Annotated in this window: 22 protein-coding genes and 1 pseudogene; 11 read left to right on the forward strand and 12 right to left on the reverse strand. The window is 46.5% G+C overall.

Going from position 1 to position 19763, the window contains the following annotated elements; all coding sequences use genetic code 11:
- Window positions 1–7: 7 nt before the first annotated feature.
- Entirely contained in the window at window positions 8–3958 is a 3951-nt protein-coding gene (locus AAHF05_RS23380; protein WP_000386160.1) for a conjugal transfer protein TraG N-terminal domain-containing protein, read from the forward strand.
- Window positions 3959–4080: 122 nt separating this feature from the next.
- Here AAHF05_RS23380 and AAHF05_RS23385 read toward each other — a convergent pair whose 3' ends face one another.
- The 4 genes from AAHF05_RS23385 to AAHF05_RS23400 all read right to left on the reverse strand — a co-directional run bounded on the left by AAHF05_RS23385 (window position 4081) and on the right by AAHF05_RS23400 (window position 6961).
- A complete protein-coding gene (locus tag AAHF05_RS23385; RefSeq protein ID WP_000654195.1) occupies window positions 4081–4587 on the reverse strand; it encodes a YrhA family protein in 507 nt (168 codons plus the stop codon).
- A 9-nt stretch (window positions 4588–4596) separates the two neighbouring features.
- Complete coding sequence (locus AAHF05_RS23390) at window positions 4597–5658, reverse strand: HNH endonuclease signature motif containing protein (RefSeq protein ID WP_000902297.1); 1062 nt, start codon at window positions 5656–5658, stop codon at window positions 4597–4599.
- A 123-nt stretch (window positions 5659–5781) separates the two neighbouring features.
- Window positions 5782–6339, reverse strand: coding sequence for an HAD domain-containing protein (locus AAHF05_RS23395; protein WP_001371950.1), 558 nt, complete (start codon window positions 6337–6339; stop codon window positions 5782–5784).
- A gap of 82 nt (window positions 6340–6421) precedes the next feature.
- Entirely contained in the window at window positions 6422–6961 is a 540-nt protein-coding gene (locus AAHF05_RS23400) for a lytic transglycosylase domain-containing protein (protein ID WP_000494968.1), read from the reverse strand.
- Between the two features lie 147 nt (window positions 6962–7108).
- On the opposite strand from AAHF05_RS23400, the gene AAHF05_RS23405 reads away from it, so the two are divergent.
- From AAHF05_RS23405 to AAHF05_RS23415, 3 genes are all read left to right on the forward strand, one after another.
- Window positions 7109–7858, forward strand: coding sequence for a thioredoxin fold domain-containing protein (locus tag AAHF05_RS23405; RefSeq protein ID WP_000720274.1), 750 nt, complete (start codon window positions 7109–7111; stop codon window positions 7856–7858).
- A gap of 24 nt (window positions 7859–7882) precedes the next feature.
- Entirely contained in the window at window positions 7883–8275 is a 393-nt protein-coding gene (locus AAHF05_RS23410; protein ID WP_000843243.1) for a hypothetical protein, read from the forward strand.
- Between the two features lie 195 nt (window positions 8276–8470).
- On the forward strand, window positions 8471–8731 hold the full coding sequence (locus AAHF05_RS23415) for a hypothetical protein (RefSeq protein ID WP_001439466.1): 261 nt from the start codon (window positions 8471–8473) through the stop codon (window positions 8729–8731).
- Between the two features lie 59 nt (window positions 8732–8790).
- Here the strand turns inward: AAHF05_RS23415 and AAHF05_RS23420 are convergent, their stop codons facing one another.
- The gene (locus AAHF05_RS23420; protein WP_223230168.1) at window positions 8791–9246 is read right to left on the reverse strand and encodes a hypothetical protein; all 456 of its coding nucleotides are present in this window, start codon (window positions 9244–9246) and stop codon (window positions 8791–8793) included.
- A gap of 262 nt (window positions 9247–9508) precedes the next feature.
- On the opposite strand from AAHF05_RS23420, the gene AAHF05_RS23425 reads away from it, so the two are divergent.
- Window positions 9509–10318, forward strand: a complete 810-nt coding sequence (locus AAHF05_RS23425) for a DsbA family protein (protein WP_000031378.1) — start codon at window positions 9509–9511, stop codon at window positions 10316–10318.
- 45 nt (window positions 10319–10363) lie between these two features.
- On the opposite strand, the gene umuC is transcribed toward AAHF05_RS23425, so the two are convergent.
- Together umuC and umuD are read right to left on the reverse strand one after the other, a co-directional pair.
- Entirely contained in the window at window positions 10364–11617 is a 1254-nt protein-coding gene (umuC, locus tag AAHF05_RS23430; protein ID WP_001371894.1) for a translesion error-prone DNA polymerase V subunit UmuC, read from the reverse strand.
- The gene (gene umuD, locus AAHF05_RS23435; protein ID WP_000111290.1) at window positions 11607–12041 is read right to left on the reverse strand and encodes a translesion error-prone DNA polymerase V autoproteolytic subunit; all 435 of its coding nucleotides are present in this window, start codon (window positions 12039–12041) and stop codon (window positions 11607–11609) included. The genes umuC and umuD overlap by 11 nt, the downstream gene beginning before the upstream one ends.
- A 325-nt stretch (window positions 12042–12366) precedes the next feature.
- On the opposite strand from umuD, the gene AAHF05_RS23440 reads away from it, so the two are divergent.
- From AAHF05_RS23440 to AAHF05_RS23455, 4 genes are all read left to right on the forward strand, one after another.
- A protein-coding gene (locus AAHF05_RS23440) for an IS1-like element IS1B family transposase (protein WP_095033700.1) occupies window positions 12367–13064 on the forward strand; the annotation gives its coding sequence in 2 pieces (ribosomal slippage) (window positions 12367–12616 and window positions 12616–13064; 699 coding nt in all).
- Window positions 13065–13351: 287 nt separating this feature from the next.
- Entirely contained in the window at window positions 13352–14266 is a 915-nt protein-coding gene (locus AAHF05_RS23445; RefSeq protein WP_100185530.1) for an IS5 family transposase, read from the forward strand.
- A complete protein-coding gene (locus AAHF05_RS23450) occupies window positions 14248–14463 on the forward strand; it encodes a hypothetical protein (protein ID WP_122966916.1) in 216 nt (71 codons plus the stop codon). The genes AAHF05_RS23445 and AAHF05_RS23450 overlap by 19 nt, the downstream gene beginning before the upstream one ends.
- The gene (locus AAHF05_RS23455) at window positions 14366–14749 is read left to right on the forward strand and encodes a hypothetical protein (RefSeq protein WP_233144839.1); all 384 of its coding nucleotides are present in this window, start codon (window positions 14366–14368) and stop codon (window positions 14747–14749) included. Before AAHF05_RS23450 ends, AAHF05_RS23455 begins: the two co-directional genes overlap by 98 nt.
- 50 nt (window positions 14750–14799) lie before the next feature.
- Here AAHF05_RS23455 and AAHF05_RS23460 read toward each other — a convergent pair whose 3' ends face one another.
- From AAHF05_RS23460 to AAHF05_RS23475, 4 genes are all read right to left on the reverse strand, one after another.
- Window positions 14800–15207, reverse strand: a complete 408-nt coding sequence (locus AAHF05_RS23460) for a hypothetical protein (RefSeq protein ID WP_001371904.1) — start codon at window positions 15205–15207, stop codon at window positions 14800–14802.
- A 457-nt stretch (window positions 15208–15664) separates the two neighbouring features.
- Complete coding sequence (locus AAHF05_RS23465) at window positions 15665–16336, reverse strand: serine protease (protein ID WP_000285959.1); 672 nt, start codon at window positions 16334–16336, stop codon at window positions 15665–15667.
- A gap of 44 nt (window positions 16337–16380) precedes the next feature.
- Entirely contained in the window at window positions 16381–16686 is a 306-nt protein-coding gene (locus AAHF05_RS23470; RefSeq protein WP_001100610.1) for a hypothetical protein, read from the reverse strand.
- Window positions 16687–16708: 22 nt separating this feature from the next.
- Window positions 16709–17026: a hypothetical protein gene (locus tag AAHF05_RS23475; RefSeq protein ID WP_000785965.1), complete on the reverse strand. Its 318-nt coding sequence runs from the start codon at window positions 17024–17026 to the stop codon at window positions 16709–16711.
- Window positions 17027–17239: 213 nt separating this feature from the next.
- Here AAHF05_RS23475 and AAHF05_RS23480 point away from each other — a divergent pair, with 213 nt between their 5' ends.
- Window positions 17240–18643, forward strand: coding sequence for an ISNCY-like element ISKpn21 family transposase (locus AAHF05_RS23480; RefSeq protein ID WP_001567368.1), 1404 nt, complete (start codon window positions 17240–17242; stop codon window positions 18641–18643).
- A 28-nt stretch (window positions 18644–18671) separates the two neighbouring features.
- Here AAHF05_RS23480 and AAHF05_RS23485 read toward each other — a convergent pair whose 3' ends face one another.
- Window positions 18672–19304, reverse strand: a complete 633-nt coding sequence (locus AAHF05_RS23485) for a DUF6904 family protein (RefSeq protein WP_001567369.1) — start codon at window positions 19302–19304, stop codon at window positions 18672–18674.
- 74 nt (window positions 19305–19378) lie between these two features.
- Here AAHF05_RS23485 and AAHF05_RS23490 point away from each other — a divergent pair.
- Window positions 19379–19750 (forward strand): annotated as a pseudogene (locus AAHF05_RS23490) (IS5/IS1182 family transposase); the annotation flags it as partial.
- Window positions 19751–19763: the final 13 nt, after the last annotated feature.

Below are 19763 nucleotides of genomic sequence, written 5' to 3' on the forward strand. Positions count from 1 at the left end.
GTCTGACATGGATTACAACATATATACCCTGGGTGATATTGATTTTGTCTGGTCGGCTTTTACCGGTATTGCCCTGATCTTTTCTCAATATACTGGTGTAAAAGAGTTCCTGACCACGGCCGCCGTTGTAGCAGGTGTGAGCCTATTCTATAAAACGTGGCTATGGCTTCAGGCTCCGACCAAAAATGAATTACCGTTTTTCTCCTGGTTTTTGGGGTTGATCCTTTTCATGATGGCAATGGTTCGAGTGGATGTAACTATTGAATCTGTAAAGTCGGGAGAGGTCAGAAACGTCGACGGAATTCCAATTTTTATTGCTGCGATGGCAACCGTCACCACTAACTTAAGCCAGGGTTTGCTGAAGGATTATAAAACAGCGTTTGATCCGCTTTCTCCGGTGGACCTGTCTGCAACAACTCTGGACGATGACATCACCCTCGGTCCGATGATCCGATTCGTGAAGTTTTTGCAATGGGGCGGCGATAGCCAGGGCTACTGTTCCGCATTTCCTGAACCGGCCAGCGGGCTAGGGCCAATGAACGTATGTGCTACCGTTCAGTCTCTTGCATACAACTGCCTGAAGGCTACCCAAAACTCAAGCGCAAATATTGCCGGTAAAGAAACTATTTTTAACGATATTTTCTCAGCTAATCTGGCAGATAGCATGGACCGGATTAATCAGGCGATGAAAGGCGCACTGAAGAATGCCTCTGCCAGTATTGTTGGCGCTAACGGTTCAAAATCTGGTACGTGTGATGAGGTCTGGTCAACTGTGAAACAGGTTACCAGTACAGCTGAAGCTCGCCAGACTATTTCCCTTATAGGACAGACAAACGGCATCCTTACTCCAGACGAAGCAAATGGTGCACCTACCGGCGCAAGCTTTACTGATGTTATGGCGTCAGCAAATGGTATGTACGGTAAGGCTATTGGTTCGTATGACGCCACCCTGAACCTGTTCATTATGAATGAGCTCAGAAATGGCGCAAGCAAATATAAGACCCCACTCGGTCTGGCTTCCGATATGCAGTTGTTTGAGGCTTCTCTGAAGCGAACCAACACAATGGCTTCACAGGGCCAGTTGTGGTTACAACTGTCGGGAGCAGCAATCGCATTCCTTGAAATGTTTGCTTATATGGTTGCTCCATTTGCTTTGCTTATGCTGCTGGCGTTAGGTGGTAATGGTGTTGCCGCTGCGGCGAAATATTTGCAACTTATCCTCTTCGTGAATATGTGGCCGCTTACGGCAGTAATGGTCAACGCGTATGTGAAGAAAGTCGCGACGGCCGACTTGGATACCTGGAGCACCCTCAACAGCCAGAATAATGCCGTCACGTGGATGGGACTCCCAGGGCTTGCGGAAACATACAGTTCATACCTGTCTGTTGCTTCCGCCCTCTATGCTCTGATTCCGGTACTCACATTATTCCTGATGACACAGTCGATTCACCCGATGATGAATGCGGTTAAGGGAGTGACCCCCGATGCGCCGGTGGATACTGGTCATGTAACGCCCAAAGTATGGGATGGCCCTAACAGCGGTAAATCTTCATTTGGTGACGTGACACGAACCGCCTTAACCAGTACCGGTCAGGGATACAGCGATGGCGGCGCAGTTGATTCAAGTAATTTCCGTCTTGGAATGTGGAATGCTGGTTCAAGTATCGCTAACAGCCAGGGACAAGGATCAGCTGTAACCTCATCAGTTATGAGTGCGGCAAGTAATTCATTCCAGGCTGGTTACAGTCAGATGAGCGAAATTGGAAGGTCAGGACAGTCGAGCCAGCAGTTCTCAACCAACCTGCAAACAATGAAGCAGATCTCGGATAAGATTGGTGCCTCTGTAGCAGAAGGTATTGCAACGAAACATGGGGTGAGTGCGTCTCAGATGGCCAGCATTGCTTCAAATGTTATTCTCAACGCTGGGCTTAATGGAGGTGTTGGAACTGGCAATGGAGCCGGGCTGAAAGCGGCTGTAGCAGGGCAATTGAGTAGCGGTGCATCTAAGACCAATACAGGCAGTGACTCGCTTTCAAATGACCTTTCAAAAGCAATCACGAATCAGCTTAGCCAGGATTCTGCGTTAACTGACCAGTTCAGTAAAGCGGCGTCTCAGGTAAGCAGCGATCAGATATCCAATACTAATGCGTTTAAAGAAGCATCGTCGAAAATGAACCAGGCGACACAGACGATGGCGCAAAATATTTCTACATCGGTTTCGACTAACGCAAGCTCCAATAGTGGAATGAGCCTTGATTCTAAACAAAGCATTAACCTGGACAGGTTCTCCGATTCTATTCGCAACAAAAACTTCAGTGATGATGATGTAAGGAATTTTGCTCGTAAGAATGGGCTGGATGAGAATGCGTTTATGGAGAAATTCAACTCCTATAACGATACCTTCAAGGCCAGTAATCAGCTTGGATCGCAGCTTCAACGTACTGACGCGCTTGTGGCTGCAACCCGAGATTTCAGTGAGCAAAAAATTGCGATTGATACCGCCCGGGGAGAGACGGCCGAAAGTAATAAACAGGATCTCCGTGAAACCTCCAGCCTGCTTAAAAGTCTGGTTTCCGACTTCGGTGGTAATGCACAGCAGCTGCTACCTATCACCAATCAGCTCGACAGAATTTCAGGTGACGGGTCAGGAATTAATACTATCACTCAGGCACAGGATAGAACTCCTGACAGCGTAAATACGTCTGGCGTGATGAGTGCGTCACGCGTAGGGGAACTGGGTGGAAGTGTAGATTCGCAGGCTAAACTCGGTCTTTCCTCCAACGCTCAGGACGCGACACAGCATGTCCCTGGAAAAAGTGAAGCTGGCTTTACTCCGTATAACCTTGATAACGCGGGCAAAGGCGATATTCAGGGAATACATAACAACAACGTGGGCCGCACTTATTCTGATGAAGAAAGGAATGTGCTTAATTCTCTCGAAAAGAATGGACCTGTACTGAATAATCAGGGTGTAGAGAAAGTCGTCAATTCGGGTCAGGATGTCAGAAATGCAGAAGGCACATTTAACGATCTGGAAAAGGTTGGAGGTCGGGTGGTTGGTGATGGAATGGATCAACGAGCCACTGCTTTGAACAGTATGTATCAGAGCGGGCAAGTTCGTGGCTTATCTAATAACACTGATAACTACTTTAGTCGTGTTGCCAACAACCCGAACTTAAGCCGGGACGATAAGCGAGCTGAATTGGCACAGCAAGCTGTCTTTACCTATGGTGCCAGCACCATGGCTACCGGTGCCGAAAGAGAGCAGCTCAAAGCGGATACCCAGAAGATCCTTAATGAACTGGGTAACTATAACGTTAACTGGAGTATGAATGACGTTAAGAGCATCCATAGCAGTTTCAACACTCATAACAGAGCTGATGGTTCACTTGAGTCAGTCGTACGGGCAAACCTGGGAGAAGGTGGGTCGGGCGGTGGTCTCGTTGGTAACCGCACTCAGACCGTCACAGATCGCTTGGTTGGGGAAAAGATAGAGGCCAACACTGAGCGGGGCGCGATTTCTGGTGCGCTACTCGGGGGCCAGCAATTTGTTTCGGATACGCTAACCAGCGTTGGGGCGAAACCGGTAAATGAGATGCTTACGGGAGCGGGCATCCTTCAAACCCAGACATCGATAGCAAATGATGCCTCTAACCCTGCAAATATGCCTGATTCTCTCCAGGGTAAAGTCCTTAATCACATGCAGATGTCTGATGGCGTCGCAGCTGTAAGTGACCGGTATCAGAGTATTAGCAGCGACGGCGTTTCGACTTATGCGAATGCAGCGCAGAACTCTGAAAGGGCTATCCGGCAGCAATTGACGGATGACCCACGCTTTGGGCCTCAGAAAGCAGATGAATTCATTCAGTACATGAAGTCAGAGCTGAGCAACACAAATGAGCCTTACCAGTCACGTGTCGATAAAGCGGATCAGTGGCTTAATGAAAATAAAAAATAAGGGAGGTTGAATATAACCTCCTGAAATGACTATCAATAGATTGTAAATTACTGCTAAACAATTAAGGCCGCAAAGTATGTGTTTGCGGCCTTTTTTTCAGAAGTACCGCTCTTGCGGAACATTCAACTGACGGTTTGAATCAGTGAAGACAAAAATCTATCAAACTCTGTATGAGATTCAATAACATAATCAGTAGATGCTTTGTCTCTTATCTGAAAGCAGTCGTCTGCAAAACTATAAGCGAAAAGTGACATGCCATCTTCTCCGATTAACACCTTATCAGTGAGATTTGGGTCAACGTAGATTTCATTGTCTCGTGCTTCAAAGTTGCGTATGTAAATATTTGACCACAATAGATTTTCGTTCTCTGCCTGAACAAGGTTATAAAACGTAAGTCCGTTGTACTCAAAACCATCCATAGCATTAAACACTTGGGCATAATCAAGCCTGGTTTTAATGAGTTTCTGTATATCTATATAGGCGCTCTTTTTGTGATCTGCCCACTCCACTGGAGGCGGATTGCAGATTAAGTCTTTCAAGACTTCCGGGGCTACCGGGCTGGCTAAAGGGTAGTGATCTGCAACCATCAACCTCTTTAAGCTGCTGAGTAGTTGAGTTAAATCTTTCATGAGCGCCTCTTACTTTCCTACCGGGTAGATAACACCGTTCGGCGATGGCCATAGAACTTTGGTGCTTGAATTATACGGTAGATCCTTCGTAATGATGGATTGTGCTTTCGACAGTGCTGAATGGTATGGTGAATTCTGAATAAGTACCAGGTTGTCTATAGCGTTTGTGCCACCATCATCAAGAGGGATCTTGTGGTGAACCTGCCACCCAGAGGGGACCTTGCCTGTTGCAAGTTTCATCAAATCGTTAGGTTCAAACGTAGCCAGGGCATCTGGGTGGTCTGAAAGTGATTTAAGGAAGTTAGGGCGTACAGTATTGTTGAATTGTCCACGGAGAGCTAAATATTCAGCTCTGTCTCGGCGCATGTAGTTCAATTCGCTAACATTCATATCATCGAGCAAAACGTGTGCTTTTTTGTACTTGCCGAGATAACTTGTCAATTCATCCGCAGACCTTGGATTTCGGATAACCAGAAGTGAAGCCGCTGCAACCAGCATACCTGAAGTTGTTTCGTTCAATACCTGGTCATAGCCTTCAACAGCTTCGCCGCCAAGTTGTTCAGCCGTATGTCGAAATCCCTCCACATTTCCATTATAAAGCCCGCCAGCTGCGAGAAGACGACCAGCCGCTTTGGAATTAATGGTTTTTGTTGATTGGGCGTGCTGTGCTGGTGTCGTTGATCGAACGTAATACCCCGGGCGTTTCAACTGACGAGAGATGATATCGCGCAGACGGGTAAAGAGGGACAGGGGCAGGTCATTGCGTAGGTTGCCATTTGATATAACCCCCGGCCCGGCATTGCCGGTTATGTCTTTTCTAAGCAGAACGATCTTACCGTATCTGATGTCGTCAAGCGTATCGCGGTAAGCGAGCCAGGGGCGTTGATGGTGGAACTGGTGATACCGGCTGACAAACTGTGTATATCCCTGCGGTAAATTCCATTCCTGAATAATCCGGTTTGGCAGGGCGGTATCTTCGAGGTCATGTACCGCCGTGGCCGGATGTATGATGTGGGGAATATCCTCAAGGTATATGTCATCCAGTGACTTAGCCTGACAGTGATGCAGCATAATGTCCCTTTCTTGTCGAATTCATATGAGACATTATTGCGTATGGTATAAAACAATCAATCCTAAAGTGGATGGGCGTACGAGATCAGCAGTGACAGGGTAAAAGGAAAGTTACTTTGTTCATCAGCGTCCCATGAGCTGATGGTACCTTGCGTTAAGAGCTGCAAGGTCAGATTCGGTGAGGCCCGTGTAATAATCGGTTTTGTGCAAATGCGGATAACCGGCCGGAAATAATGATTCGTCGTCATCAAGGCAGATAAATGCTTTAACTCGATGTGAAAAGACAAAGTCCTCACACTCGGCAGCCCGCACACCAGTCTGTCCGTGTTTTAAATATACCGAACCGGTTGCACCTATGATTTTGTCTCTATAAGGCACCCGGAACAGAGATTTCAGATAACTTGTATTAGCGCACTCACGCCATGAGCTGGAGATAACAATCACCATGGCAGGGCAGTTATCCAGCAATTTCTCTAACAGTGGCATTCGCTCAAAGGTTTCATTTTTACACCTGTGGCAAACCCCATCGAAATCTAAGAAAAGCACGACATGCGAATCAGGGAGAGGGGCCCATAAACCAGCTGTTGTTTCTTCATGAACACATACTTCTTCATGATGAGGGTTTTTCTGGATCAAGAAAGAAGAGAGAATCTTAAATAAATTTCTTGCAGAAGAAGACAATATATTACTCCTGAGTCAGTGTGAAATATTTGTGGTGGTTTACCCAAGCCACTCGATGATCTTCTGTAATATCGGGTTGTATTTATTTAACAACAGGAGTCGGGTTTTGCTCCGGGACATTTTTAGCTATATGGCCATTGTATCGAGGAGGTTGCTGGGTCCATTGATAAAGCTCACCCATCCCGTTACGCTGCTGGATCCGGCGATTGTACTTTACCATGAAGTTAAATATGTACTTTGCACGTACCTTTGGGGTTTTGCTGTTGTAATCTGCAATCCCTTCAAACACATTGCCCTTGCGATCAACAATTTTTCTATAGAGCCACCATGTTCCAACCCAGAAACTTGCGCAAGCATCGTAAGCCAGAACCCGCCACGTTACCGTCGGGAAATGCTTTTTTATTTCAGGTAGATTGGATGAGTTGATCTGCATTGGGCCAATATCATAAGTGCCGTTAGTATTCCTGCTGAAAGTACCAACCTTACCGCCTTCATTGTCAAACAACGTAAAAACCAGTTCAGCATCAATTCCGAAGTAGCGGGCGGCATCCGTAATGCACTGAGTGTAAATCTCATCAGGAACGGGAATAGGTTTCACATCATCTGCTGGTGGTGTAAACACAACGATTTCTCCACTGAATCTACGTTTTATCTATTCTCCCATATATCTATCGACTTTCTTTCGGCTTTACCCGTTGATTTAAGCGTTTAAGCAAAATTCTGGAATTTTGGGGCGTGATAATATTAGTGCTCGATTTAAGGAGCGGAAATGAAAAAAATTATTAAGGCATCGGTATTACTTCTTTCATTAAGTACCGCCTTCACGATGAATGCCGAGCCGGTTAATACAATGGTACTGCCAGATGCAGCCCGGGATAAGCTCAAAGCCATTGGGCTTTCAATCGAGCACGTCGAACCCTCGCCAGTAAAAGATATTTTTACGGTGATTTCCAGGGAGGGGGTAAGTTACGTGAGCAAAGACGGAGATTACATTTTTACCGGAAGCTTATTCCACGTGAAAGGTAAAGATGTGGTAAACACCACTGAGCAGGCCATTTTAATGGGCGTCCGGGAATTCGCATCCAAAACAAAATCCATCGACTACAAATCACCAAACGAAAAATACCGGCTTGCTATCTTTACCGATATAACCTGTGGATACTGCCAAAAACTGCATCATGATCTGAAGTCTTATCTTGATGCCGGTATTTCGATTAAGTTTCTTGCATTCCCACGTGCAGGACTGAACTCGGTAGTAGCCGGGAACATGGCCAAAATCTGGTGTTCAGCAAAGCCAAACGAAGCTCTGGATGCAGCGATGAATCCGGTTTCAACTATCCCGGAAGGACGTCCTGATGAGGCTTGCTTAAACATTATCAAATCGCATTTCCAGGTGGCCTCAACAATCCCGCTGCAAGGTACTCCTACCATGGTGACACTAAGCGGCAAACCGCAGTTATTTACGGGGTGGCTGAGCCCGGAAAACCTGGTGACCCAAATGGGCGCTGCGCAAAAGTAACTTTTCCGACTGTAAGAGGTGTGTATGAAATCTACTTTACTGAGTACGTTAATGCTGGTTGCTGTAGGTGTACAGCCCGTTTTCGCTGCACAATGTCAGTACGGAGCCTGTGGAACGGAAAACGATCCCGGAATCGGATTTCTGATGTCATCGGTACAAATGGATAAAGGTGAACATCTAAAGGAACTCTCTGGTGTTGCGACCACAGGTGACACCATCTCTAAAAAGATGGAAAGCTACCTGGGAAATAAAAAGCTCAAGGTAAACACCGACAGTACCCGCAAGGGGCCGGGTAATACCACCATCAGGCCTACAGATGAGCTCGCCCCAACGAGGCAACTAAAAGTTATCCGGCCCGAACTGGTAAAAAATCCCGATTCGCAGCTCGTGGTAGCTTTCAATGAGCGCCTGGCCTGATTTATTGACTGAGAGCGTCCAGAAGGAAAAAAGATGTCGATACTCAGTAGCTTCGTCATCAGAGCAACGGGGATACCTGACAAAAAGTATCTCCGGGATCCCGTAATAAAACGTTGTTATAAACGTCTGAGTCGTAGGGTGCCTGCTCTAATGACGGGGTGGCTTCTGTGCATTCTGGGTTCAGGGTATGTCAGTATGGCACTGGAACAGCCTGATAGCACTGTATTACTCAGTCTGCTGCTGTTGTATGTTATGTCAGGCATTTTACTGATGCAGTTCCAGTATATGTATTCAGAGCGAAGCATAGGCTACAAGTTCTACCTGGAAGTGCTTATGAATGCAGCTGCCAGTACTCAACATAAAGAACAGTTACAGTATCTGTTCATTAATAAGCCCAATTCCATCACGATGGGCGATCTTTACCGACTTTATGATTTTAATGGGGGAGGGCGATAGCCACGTTAATGTGCGTGTCCAAAAGTCACTTTTGAACATTCTCTTCCCGCCGTCTGCTTTCAGTTCCAGGGGATCACTGCAACATAATTTCCGGAACGCAGCGGCGCATCAAATTTATCAGTAAAGGCGTCGATCATTGCTGAATAAGCAATGCTGTCTGACGGCACAGGTGCATTGCTTTGCATACTCACTTTCAGAACCTGCTTTGCTCCTTTCGCTGACGGGTATACCTCGACATCCAGCTGTCGCATATAGTGCATCTGCGACATCGTCTCAGTGCCTATTACCCCATCGACTGGCTTGTAGTCATAGTCAGTATGCAATTCGCCATGCTTGTCAGTTCTCGTTGTCTTTTTATCTACAACGTAGCCTGTCACCCCAGTAAGAAGCTGCTCGCTATACTGCATGTTCTCCTGTGAGCTGCTGATTCGGAACCTGAGCACATAATCTGGCTGGTGAGTGGAAATAATGACTCCTTTTTTTGCTAATCCATCAGCAAAACGGCCTGAAAACATTCTGGACTGAATACTTTCGTCCGGAGGGACTATCTGAAACCTTTTATTTGTAACAGGACGAGGCATTAGATCGTACGCATCTACCTGGTTTGCGAAATGATATCCGCATCCACTCAAAAGCATTGCGGTTGTGAGTATAAAGCCCTGCCTAATCATCCTTTAATCTCCAAAAAGCATTGTTTCACGAATAATTCCGATTTACCGGGCCAGTATAATCCATCGCAGGTTAATAACTAACAGGCTGAAAAGCATAAAGGTAGCTATGTCTAAAGAATTTTATTTAAAACCGATGGCCACGATTTTAATTTCTGCGGTTATTGCTACCGCTGCCTCGGCGTTAATCACGGCAACTTATTTTAAACCGAAGGTGCTCAGTGAGGAAGAAATTGGCAAAATTGCCGCTACTTACCTGGTAAAAAATCCCCATTATTTAGTGGAAGCAGGTAAGGCGCTGGAAAATCAGAACGTGAGTGCCTCAGTGGAACGAATAATTCCATATGCGCCAGCTCTGCTGGATACCAAGGAGACGCCAAACATCGGCCCTGATGACGCCGACGTCGCGGTAATCGAGTTCTTCGACTATCAGTGTATTTACTGCATGCGGGTTACACCTGTTGTTGAATCGGTAATGAATCAGAGCAAAGATGTAAAATTCTTCTTTAAAGAATTCCCGATTTTTGCCGGTTCAAAACCTGTATCTGCCATGGGGGCCGCTACGGGTCTGCACGTCTATCAGAATTTCGGTGCTGAAGCCTATCGTAAGTACCACAACAACCTGATGGCTGTGGCTCATACCTTCATGACCTCTCAACGCAAATTCGAACTCACTGACTTTAATACTGTGGTGGAAAAGTCAGGGTTTAACAGCACGTTTTCTGACAGGGAAAAAAACCGGTATGAAAACGTGATCTCCGGCAATATGCAGCTGGGCGAAGCGCTCGGGATCACCGGCACACCCGGTTTCATCATTATGAATATGAAAAAGCCGAATGCGGCGACTACCACATTTATCCCCGGGGCTATGGACGCAGCAACTTTGCAGGGCGCAATCGAAAAAGCTCGCGGGGCCTAAAGTTACTTTCACATTTGATGAGTACGGCCATGCCGGTCATGGCCGCTACGCTTTTACAACGAGTAATTCATCCCAGCGGGTCGTATATCTCGGTGATAGCATGGCCTGCTTCATACGAAAATCCTGTTGAATGCCTTCCCCCAGTAAAAACAGAGCTCCGCGCTTTTCTTTATTGAACCGGTCCATAACTTTCATCAGTGCCTGACTGCCAGGCCTGGCCGGGCGAGTATCAAACAGGCTGAGTTGCTCTGTGCCGTCAGTCATAGCGGAGAGCATTACCCCTGCTTTCGCATACGCTATCCCGGGTCTGTAAATGCGGTTCAGGATGGTCATGGCTGCATCAACCAGATCGCGGGTGTCCTGTGTAGCGGTAAGCGGCTCGATACCACAATTGCTGTAGCGGTTTTCACCTTGCGCATAATTGCTACTCTGAATGAAGACTGTGATTTGACGGGTCCACGAGCCATCCTTGCGCAGCTGCTCTGCCGCCCGGGCGGTAAAAAATGAAACTGCCTCATGTAGCTTGCCTATCTCATTAAGGCGCTGACCAAAACTTCTGGAAACGATAATCTGTTGCCTGACAGGAGGAGACTCGTGCAGCCGGAAACATGGTTCGCCATGCAGTTCCCGCCAGGTACGCTCGATTTCAACGCCAAAGCTTTTACGTAAAAAGCGAACGTCGCTATTATAAAAATCACCGGCAGTGATGATCCCGAAAGCCGACAGGCGTTCACTAATCTTTCGACCAATACCCCATATTTCTCTGGTACTGATCAGGCTCAGGAGCTTCCTGATCCTGGCCTGATCAGTCAAAACTACAACCCCGCCTGTAGCTGCCCATCGTTTGCTCGCATAGGTGCATAATTTAGCGAGGGTTTTGGTGCTTGAACAACCCACACCACAGGTAAGGGACAGATTATGAAGAAGTGTACTTCTGATCAACCGGCCGTAATCTTCATAATCTATTATCTTGTTCATGTTTTTCAATAACATGAAATTTTCATCTATGCTATATCGACTCGATTGAGGCGCGAAGCTTTCCAGCGTTTCATGGAAGCGATTTGAGTAGTCTTCATACAAAGTAAAGTTAGAGCTCCGGACTTCGATCCGGTGTTGCTGAATCAAATCCCTGCACTTAAAAATTGGGGTCCCACGCTTAATACCAACGCTTTTAGCCAGTTTATTCATTGCAATGACGGACGAATCGTTATTGCTGGCTATGATGAGCGGCTTTTTTGACAGCTTGGGATCCATCGCACACTCAAATGCCGCATAGGCTCCGTTAATATCAACGTGCATGTACATGGCTGAACTGATTCAGTGCAAAGGTGACGACGCCCCATATCTCAAGGGATTCAGGATTTACACGTATCGGCTTATAGGCTGGATTAGAAGGCATCAAAAGCAGCTCAGGATACGTGTGTAAGATCTTTACCGTAAACTCTCCATCCACCAGCGCAACGACGATAGAGCCGTGTCGTGCTGTTAAAGACCGATCCACAACCAGTATTGCTCCATCATTGATACCGGCATTGATCATACTGAGGCCCGCCGCCCTGACAAAGAAGGTTGAGGGGCGGTTGCGGACTACATATTCATGCAAATTTAATTCATTATCTTCATGCCCGGCGCACGGACTCATCACTCCACAGCTTAGTAAATCACTGAAAAAAGGTGCCATTTCGTAAGGCTTGTTGCTAATGTGCTCAAGGATAACAGACATAGCTACACTCGAATTCTTGTACTGTATGTATAAACAGTATTGCGAGTTGAAGAGAAAAGATCAAATCTCTCCGGTAACGCTATCAAGCCTGACGAAAAATTAAGCTTTATCATAAACATCAAAAACCATCTTTTACCGATAATGGCGAGCTGGCCTACGAAGAAGGTATACAAGCTAGGATGAAAGGATTCTGATGCTCCTCCCACCAAATTTTTTATCTCCTGAAGACCAGGCTGAGTACGATGCTTATATGGCAAGGTTCAGCGAGGTGGTGATGCTGCCAACTTACTGATTTAGTGTATGATGGTGTTTTTGAGGTGCTCCAGTGGCTTCTGTTTCTATCAGCTGTCCCTCCTGTTCAGCTACTGACGGGGTGGTGCGTAACGGCAAAAGCACTGCCGGACATCAGCGCTATCTCTGCTCTCACTGCCGTAAAACATGGCAACTGCAGTTCACTTACACCGCTTCTCAACCCGGTACGCACCAGAAAATCATTGATATGGCCATGAATGGCGTTGGATGCCGGGCAACCGCCCGCATTATGGGCGTTGGCCTCAACACGATTTTCCGCCATTTAAAAAACTCAGGCCGCAGTCGGTAACCTCGCGCATACAGCCGGGCAGTGACGTCATCGTCTGCGCGGAAATGGACGAACAGTGGGGATACGTCGGGGCTAAATCGCGCCAGCGCTGGCTGTTTTACGCGTATGACAGGCTCCGGAAGACGGTTGTTGCGCACGTATTCGGTGAACGCACGATGGCGACGCTGGGGCGTCTTATGAGCCTGCTGTCACCCTTTGACGTGGTGATATGGATGACGGATGGCTGGCCGCTGTATGAATCCCGCCTGAAGGGAAAGCTGCACGTAATCAGCAAGCGATATACGCAGCGAATTGAGCGGCATAACCTGAATCTGAGGCAGCACCTGGCACGGCTGGGACGGAAGTCGCTGTCGTTCTCAAAATCGGTGGAGCTGCATGACAAAGTCATCGGGCATTATCTGAACATAAAACACTATCAATAAGTTGGAGTCATTACCTAGGAGAGTTCAATCACTCAACGCCTTTTACATCTCATTTTATTTATATCACCGACTATCATAAAGATAATACATGGATGATTTCACTTTCGCAGGAGGATTTTAATACAACCAAAATTTTAACATCGTTAAGTCTAGGGAAGGTGCGAACAAGTTCCTGATATGAGATCATCATATTCATCCGGAGCGCATCCCAGAGGGACATCATGAGCCATTAACTCACCTTCGCCGATAGTGAATTCAGCACTAAGCGCCGTCAGACCCGAAAAGAGATTTTCCTCTCCCGCATGGAGCAGATTCTGCCATGGCAGAATATGACCGCTGTCATCGAGCCGTTTTATCCCAAGGCGGGCAATGGCCGACGGCCCTATCCGCTGGAGACCATGCTGCGTATTCACTGCATGCAGCATTGGTACAACCTGAGCGACGGTGCCATGGAAGATGCCCTGTACGAAATCGCCTCCATGCGCCTGTTTGCCCGATTATCCCTGGATAGCGCCCTGCCGGATCGCACCACCATCATGAATTTCCGCCACCTGCTCGAGCAGCATCAACTGGCCCGTCAATTGTTCAAGACCATCAATCGCTGGCTGGCCGAAGCAGGCGTCATGATGACCCAAGGCACTTTGGTGGATGCCACCATCATTGAGGCACCCAGCTCTAGCAAGAACAAAGAGCAGCAACGCGATCCGGAGATGCATCAGACCAAGAAAGGCAATCAGTGGCACTTTGGCATGAAGGCCCACATTGGTGTCGATGCCAAGAGTGGCCTGACCCACAGCCTAGTCACCACCGCGGCCAACGAGCATGACCTCAATCAGCTGGGTAATCTGCTTCATGGAGAGGAGCAATTTGTCTCAGCCGATGCCGGCTACCAAGGAGCGCCACAGCGCGAGGAGCTGGCCGAGGTGGATGTGGACTGGCTGATCGCCGAGCGTCCCGGCAAGGTAAAAACCTTGAAGCAGCATCCGCGCAAGAACAAAACGGCCATCAACATCGAATACATGAAAGCCAGCATCCGTGCCAAGGTGGAGCACCCGTTTCGCATCATCAAGCGGCAGTTCGGCTTCGTGAAAGCCAGATACAAGGGGCTGCTGAAAAACGATAACCAACTGGCGATGTTATTCACCCTGGCCAACCTGTTTCGGGTGGACCAAATGATACGTCAGTGGGAGAGATCTCAGTAAAAACCGGAAATAACGCCAGAAATGGTGGAAAAAATAGCCTAAATAGGCTGATTCGATGTGTTTGCGGGAAAAAAATCGGCCCAGATCCGCGAAATTTTAATCAGCGAGTCAGCTTGGGAAGAAATGACCTGCTTATTCGCACCTTCCCTAGATGCCTGTGTATCCATGCTCGGAAAGATACTAAAAAAAATGTCTAACAAAAACGGTATCTCACAAACGGAAGAATCTGAATTCGCATTTCTTTTAACAAACTATATTAAACAGACTTTGACTTTTAGAGAATGGCAACGCAATGCTGACGGAAATCAACGACTGCACTTTCTTATTAATATCTACGGTGCAAAAGAAGACGGTGGCGAAGTGGTTTTAAGACCATTTATTGTAAATCCTGATGAATTAATGCTTACTCCAGCGGATGTCGTTGAATTTAATTCGCAGGTTATCAACGTTGATCGGCAGCGTCATCCTGAGTGGTTCCGTTAACTGGTCACAAGGGTTAAGAGCCTGAAAGGCTGCGATAGTGTATACGCAGCCTATTCTGTATAGCCGTCGCGTAATAATTGTTCTAAATGACTATCGACCGTTTCCTGATCACCAGGAATATATCGTGGCCATCCTGTTATATCGTTGACGCGTTTCACTATGTATGGATGAAACCCAAACTGCTCGGAAGTGATGTCAATATAATATTGCACTTCTTCGAAGTTCAATTCACACCAATAATGGCCAAAGCCACCACTCTCTGTAAATATACCGCCATCATCTGCACCGTTACCCCCACGAACAACAGCATCTAGACCTTTAGTTTTTGCTAAATAACATACAAGATAGCTTGCAAAAAGGCATGTGCCTTTCGTCTTCTTTGTGCCGCACTCCGTCAAAACTGAAAGTAGCTTTTCATGCGCCACTCGTGCAATGCCTGATACCAATTCCGGGGACATGTCTGCTCCAATGAAATTATTAGATCGACTTAAACAGGTAATATGTAATTAGGCATTACGATAAGTCGTGCCCTATTGGTTGGTACATCGTAAGAAAAGTAACTTTTCTAATCCCAGCCTGCACTCCGGGAATGCTTCTAACCTGAATAAATCACGGGGGCAGTGCTGGATACTTGTCAACTGTATTTGGATTCACAGGCTAACTATTTTTATACAGTTTAAGTGAATAAAACTTACTTAAAGCAGCGAACCACGCCGAAAGTGTAATGAGGAATACCGCCAATTCATCAGAACCATTTTTGATAGCACTGAGTAGAGCGATTAGTCCAAGGAACACCGAAAGAAAGACTAGTATTGCGGGTAAAAGTTTATACATGATAGACGTTCCTTTTAAAGGTTCAGATAGGTAGACCAACGCAGATAACGTCGGAATTGCCTGTTGTAAGATTACGCTCATTTAATTATTTTTATAACCTATGAATCCGCGTATAATTTCATTTGTAGTAATCTTCGTAATATATATCTGATAGACATTGATCTTTTTAATGTCTTGTTGACTCACAACACCATATAAGCAACTCTTAGATTGGTTTAACACAGCGCTTCCACTAACTCCATTTTGATAAAAAGCAGTCAAACCATCAGAACCAACTATTCCTTTATAATAGTAGGTTGAGTCGGGGGAAGCATACGTATTTGAAAGCGTATTATACATTCCCGATAGAACCCAAACAGACTCACCTGGAGCTAGAACATTATCACATACTGGAAGCTTCCAATTAGGTGGGGCTTTGACAATAGTATTTTTTTCTACTTTTAAAAGAGCGAGGTCCCGGTTCTTAGGATCATCAATATTGATAACTGTTGCTGGTTGGCTCCCATTCCTTGTTATTATACTTAGACTATAATCCTTGCTTGCATCAAGCCATAAATGTGAAGCTGTAAGAATATGTTGTTCATCGATCCAAGTACCTGAGCCGGAGATTGTCTTATTTCCAGACTTGATTTGAATTTTTACAGCTGAGTCCGAAAGCTCAAAATCATTGTGGTGCATACTTTGTTTATGAGGATTATCGGTGGAACAAGCAGAAATCAGTAAGGCTGAAAGAGCTAAAACCTTTCTATACATAGTCAGTTTCCTTCGAATAAGGCGAGTTTGGTTTCTAGAATATTTTATCCAGCGAGGAATTCTTCTAACGTGCTATCTTGGTACTGGGGATATATCTGCTTCATCATGCCAAAAGCAGCAACCGCTACGCTTTCTAAGTCGGAATAGAATTTAGGCTCCGTATTAAGATCATCACCATTCTTCAGAACGCCCTCGAAGCAGCTATAATCATTTCCGAACTCTTGAACAATAATCCAGCGCCCATCACGGAAACCTACGAGCATAACCGCTGAATTAGGATAGTCGCCAGCAGGCGTTAGCCAATCAAAGTGATAGTGCTTTATCGTATCATATTTCAGATGTACATTCATTATTCCTCCGTTGGCGATTACATTATTTGAGTTTTTTCATGGACTCTAAAGAAGCGAGGTAGGAATTATAGCGATCACCAAATTTTTCTTTCGCACGCTTAACGCGCATTTTCTCCGCGAGCTCAGTCTTGTTTTCTGCCTGGTAGGTCCTATTATTTTGCGTCTTTACTTCGGCCCCTGGGCCTGCTGCGTACGTTTTGTTTTTCTCGCTAATACACGCTCGGCATTTACTCTTGAGGCCAAACTTGCCCTTGAGCTCTTTTCCAAACTGTTCAAAGGGTTTAACTTGCTGACATGATTTGCATTTTTTAAAGCCCGGGGGGAGGTAGGTGTCAGCCATGAGCTGCTCCAGTAGGTATTGATTATAGGTGATTTTAACTTAAAGACGACGTCACTTTCAAATAAATCGACTACTTAACGCTGATCTTACATAATCCTGATTATGCGCACTTAAGTTGTAATGGCTCAATAGTAATGTCCGCCTGTGGCTCAATTCAGATGTCCGCGCTATGGTAAGCTTCACTGGTCCGTTTAAACTACCGGGAGGCATATCATGAGCGCAGAAAGCTCAGGAGTGTTTACTTTGAAAGAGATCAACCGGATCAAGATTATACAGGACGTCATTGAACGTCGCATCACAACGCGCCGTGCGGCCGAGCACCTCGGTATCAGCGACAGGCAATGCCGCAGACTTCTTGCCCGTTACCGTGAAGGCGGACCGCTTGGTATGGCCAGCAGACGATGTGGCATGCGTGGTAACCGCCAGTTGCCACCCGGGCTCGCAGATCAGGCTCTGGAACTGATCAAGACGCGTTATGCTGATTTCGGTCCGACTCTGGCGCGTGAAAAGCTCGAAGAACTCCACGGACTGTTTCTTGGCAAAGAAACTGTCCGGCGCATCATGGTGCGGGCTGGCTTATGGGTTCCCCGTAAACAACGTGCCGCAAGGATCCCTCAACCACGGTACCGGCGTCCGTGTACTGGTGAGCTGATACAAATAGATGGCTGTGATCACGACTGGTTTGAAGGCCGTGGCCCGGCCTGCACCGCGCTGGTCTATGTTGATGATGCAACCAGCAAACTGATGGAACTGTTGTTTGTTAAATCGGAGTCCACGTTTTCTTACTTCGAAGCCACGCGGCGCTATATCGATAAGCATGGTAAACCGCTGGCACTGTACAGCGATAAAGCCGGTGTTTTTCGTGTTAACAATAAACACGCCACAGGCGGAGACGGGCATACTCAGTTTGGGCGAGCCATGCATGAACTGAACATCCAGACTATCTGTGCAGAAACCAGTCCCGCCAAAGGGCGTGTAGAACGAGCTCACCTCACTTTACAGGATCGTCTGGTCAAAGAGCTGCGGTTACAGGGCATTTGTTCAATGGAGGCTGCAAATGACTTCGCTGAGGCCTATATGGCTGACTATAACCGCCGTTTTGGCAAAGTACCGCGACATGATTTTGACGTACACCGTGCTGTAGAACATGATGAGGACCTGGGGCTTATTTTCACTGTTCGTGAAAAACGTAAAGTCTCAAAATCGTTGACGATACAATATGATAAAATGTTGTACCTGATTGAAGACAGCGAACTGAGTCGCCGTGCAATAGGTAAATATATCGATGTGTATCACTATCCTGATGGCAGAAAAGAGCTGCGCCTGAACGGTACGCTACTTCCCTACTCTACCTACGACCGACTGTCAGAAATCGACCAGGGCGCGATTGTCGATAACAAGCGTCTTGGCCGAACCCTGGAGTTTATCAGTCTGGTGCAGAGCAAGCGGGATAACACGCGCTCTCAGTCAATTCCCGCTGGAGATGGCCCTTCCCGACGACGGCCAAAGCAGGAAGGGAAGAAATCCCAGCGCTCACTGGATAATGATGACATGCTCGAAGCACTCAAACAGCTTCAGTCACGTTCAGAGGACATTTTTGGTAAAAGAGCCCGCTGATGGTACTCACTGGCCGGACAGTGGTTGCTCACCAGTTGATATTGTCCGGCCAGACCCATGATGTATTATTCATTTCGTTCAGCATCTTTATGTCCTGCTTTTCACGGGCATACTTACCCCATAATGAATGAAAAGAACGAACAATACTGATTAACTGCTTTTTTCTTTGCTCCGGAGATAGGCTGATAAAATAGCAGCACCTGCTGTCAATATTATCCTCAATGAAATTAAAATCAGAGTCTGATGCATATTTTACTGTTAGCATAATATCATTCGACGTTGTTCTCTCAGACTCTGTTAATGCTGATTCTATCAGGTATTCAAAGGCATACATGACAGACAGCTGGTTTTTGTCTGTCTGAATATAACCCATTGAGTTTCTGAGTATTGAGGACTGTACCAGGACCAGAGGCCATAAAAGCTCAACACCATAAAGCTTATATGTATCATGTTGATCATACTGATGTTGCTCAACACGACGATTACCTTCCCGTGCTTTACGAATATCATAGGCAAGGGATAACATAAATCCGTCTTTAACTTTAATCAGTGGGCTTTCATCCACGATGTAATGAATGAGTTCATGTAATTCATTCAGGGCTTCTGAATCTCCCCACAGTATAAAACCTGCATTGTTCGGCGTTAACTCGTATCGAAGCATGGGCTCAATCATCCTGTTGTTTCAGTCGGAGGAAAGTCTATCGGCTTTGTTGAATAAATCGAACTTTTGCTGAGTTGAAGGATCAGATCACGCATCTTCCCGACAACGCAGACCGTTCCGTGGCAAAGCAAAAGTTCAAAATCACCAACTGGCCCACCTACAATAAAGCCCTCATCAACCGTGGCTCCATAACTTTCTGGCTGGATGATGAAGCTATTCAGGCCTGGTATGAGTCAGCAACACCTTCTTCACGAGGCAGACCTCAGCGCTATTCTGACCTTGCCATCACGACTGTGCTGGTCATTAAACGCGTATTCAGGCTGACCCTGCGCGCTGCGCAGGGCTTTATTGATTCCATTTTTTCTCTGATGAACGTTCCGCTACGCTGCCCGGATTACAGCTGTGTCAGCAGGCGGGCAAAGTCGGTTAACGTCAGTTTCAAAACGGCTTTGTTGAATA

Source organism: Enterobacter adelaidei (assembly GCF_041937165.1).
Classification (GTDB): Bacteria; Pseudomonadota; Gammaproteobacteria; order Enterobacterales; family Enterobacteriaceae; genus Enterobacter; species Enterobacter adelaidei.